General features: G+C 42.1%; 1 protein-coding gene and 2 pseudogenes. 1 reads left to right on the top strand and 2 read right to left on the bottom strand.

Features of this window, described 5'->3' with window-relative positions:
- Positions 1–145 (bottom strand): annotated as a pseudogene (locus BN1115_RS22055) (IS110 family transposase); the annotation flags it as partial.
- Between the two features lie 86 nt (positions 146–231).
- Positions 232–462, bottom strand: a pseudogene (locus BN1115_RS00325) (transposase); the annotation flags it as partial.
- A 455-nt stretch (positions 463–917) separates the two neighbouring features.
- Between BN1115_RS00325 and BN1115_RS21350 the strand changes: the two are divergent.
- Positions 918–1,142, top strand: coding sequence for an AlpA family transcriptional regulator (locus BN1115_RS21350; RefSeq protein ID WP_042082421.1), 225 nt, complete (start codon positions 918–920; stop codon positions 1,140–1,142).
- The last annotated feature ends 280 nt before the right edge of the window (positions 1,143–1,422 follow it).

Below are 1,422 nucleotides of genomic sequence, written 5' to 3'. Positions count from 1 at the left end.
TCAGGCTAGGAGGAAGATTGCTAAAGAATGAGAGCATCTGATCCCGCTTCAACTGTCGCTTGAGGACCGTCTTGCCATGTTGATCAACGCCATGTAATTGGAAGAGATGTTTTGCCAGATCAATGCCGATAGTCGTAGCCTTCATGGTGGTCGCCTCTCTCATCAGTGGGAACTTACATTCGCCACTTTGGCACTCAGATGCCGTTTTGGGGAGGGGCGACCATCCCATTAGCTATAGTCCGGTGAGCACGACGGCACATTTATCAACTCGAACAGGGAGTCGAGTAGTTCCTGAGTAGCCCGCAGAGTGAGGTTGAAAATTCCCTTGAGCATCAGGGAGGTACTGATGGTCTGGTCAGTGTAAAGCGGGCTGCGGTCCCGCCGTACATGAAGGTCGTAGCGAAACCAATTGCTCATGGCTTCGGCATCAATCCAGAAGGTGAGTTAGCTACTATTAATCAAAGATTTGTTGTATTTAGGTCAGTTGGCGATGGTGTGAGGCGACGTACCCATAATGCAGACTTGAAGAGGATGGTGGTGATCAGAACGCCAAATCCTCAGGTAGTTACATTCAAGCTGTATAGATTTGGGCAACAACGCCTCTGTAAGTAAGAAAGGCATGATAACGAGTTTTGATTGGGTTTTTGTTGGCGAAGTTTTATACAGAGCTGTTGAAAACAAGGCTACTCCATTGCAAGTTCAGCTATGTTCAGTACACCAACATAAGGATGGTTATTTATAATCACTTATAAAATAGCTCTAATTATTTATAAGACATAATAATTGTATGTCATTTCTATGTGGTTATTTATAAAGTCTAATAGAGTCAATGGCTTATTTCGTTTTCTCTCTAAGTTTTTCTTGTGTATTTTTTTATATGTGATTTAATTCTTCTCAAACTAGAATGTGAGGGGTATATGGTATACGAACAAGATATTCGTTTGATCAAGATGACTGAAGTAGTAAAAAAAACAGGCATGTCCAGGTCTACAGTTTATAGCTTAATAAGTCACGGATTGTTTCCACAACAGGTAAGTTTGGGGCCTCGCTCCGTTGCATTTGTAGAGGCAGAAATTGACTCTTGGATTAGAAATAAAATTGCAATTAGAAATCGTTGTAATGCTAATAGGTATACAGATTAACTCCAGAAATAATGTTTATCTATACCTTGATAGAGTGAAAAAATAAACCACACGTCAAATGGCTTGTGGTTTTCTTTGAGATGCAACCGTTTACCTTTATCACGATACTGATAGTCCATTCACTGTGGGTACTTAGGCGCAGATCACCCCGTTGTCAGCCGACAATCGCTGTTTACCAGTGTCAAAATTCCATTTCACGATACCTGTAGTTGTTTAGGTCAGCGGGTACTCAGGTGCAGATCACTCCGTTGTCAGCTGACAATCGATGTTTGCCAGGGGC

It is taken from the genome of Aeromonas allosaccharophila (genome assembly GCF_000819685.1).
GTDB lineage: Bacteria > Pseudomonadota > Gammaproteobacteria > Enterobacterales > Aeromonadaceae > Aeromonas > Aeromonas allosaccharophila.
This window is presented reverse-complemented; position numbering and strand designations above follow the sequence as displayed.

Coding starts and splice junctions, on each gene's coding strand:
- BN1115_RS21350 (WP_042082421.1), top strand. CDS start 918: ATGGTATACGAACAAGATATTCGTTTGATCAAGATGACTGAAGTAGTA.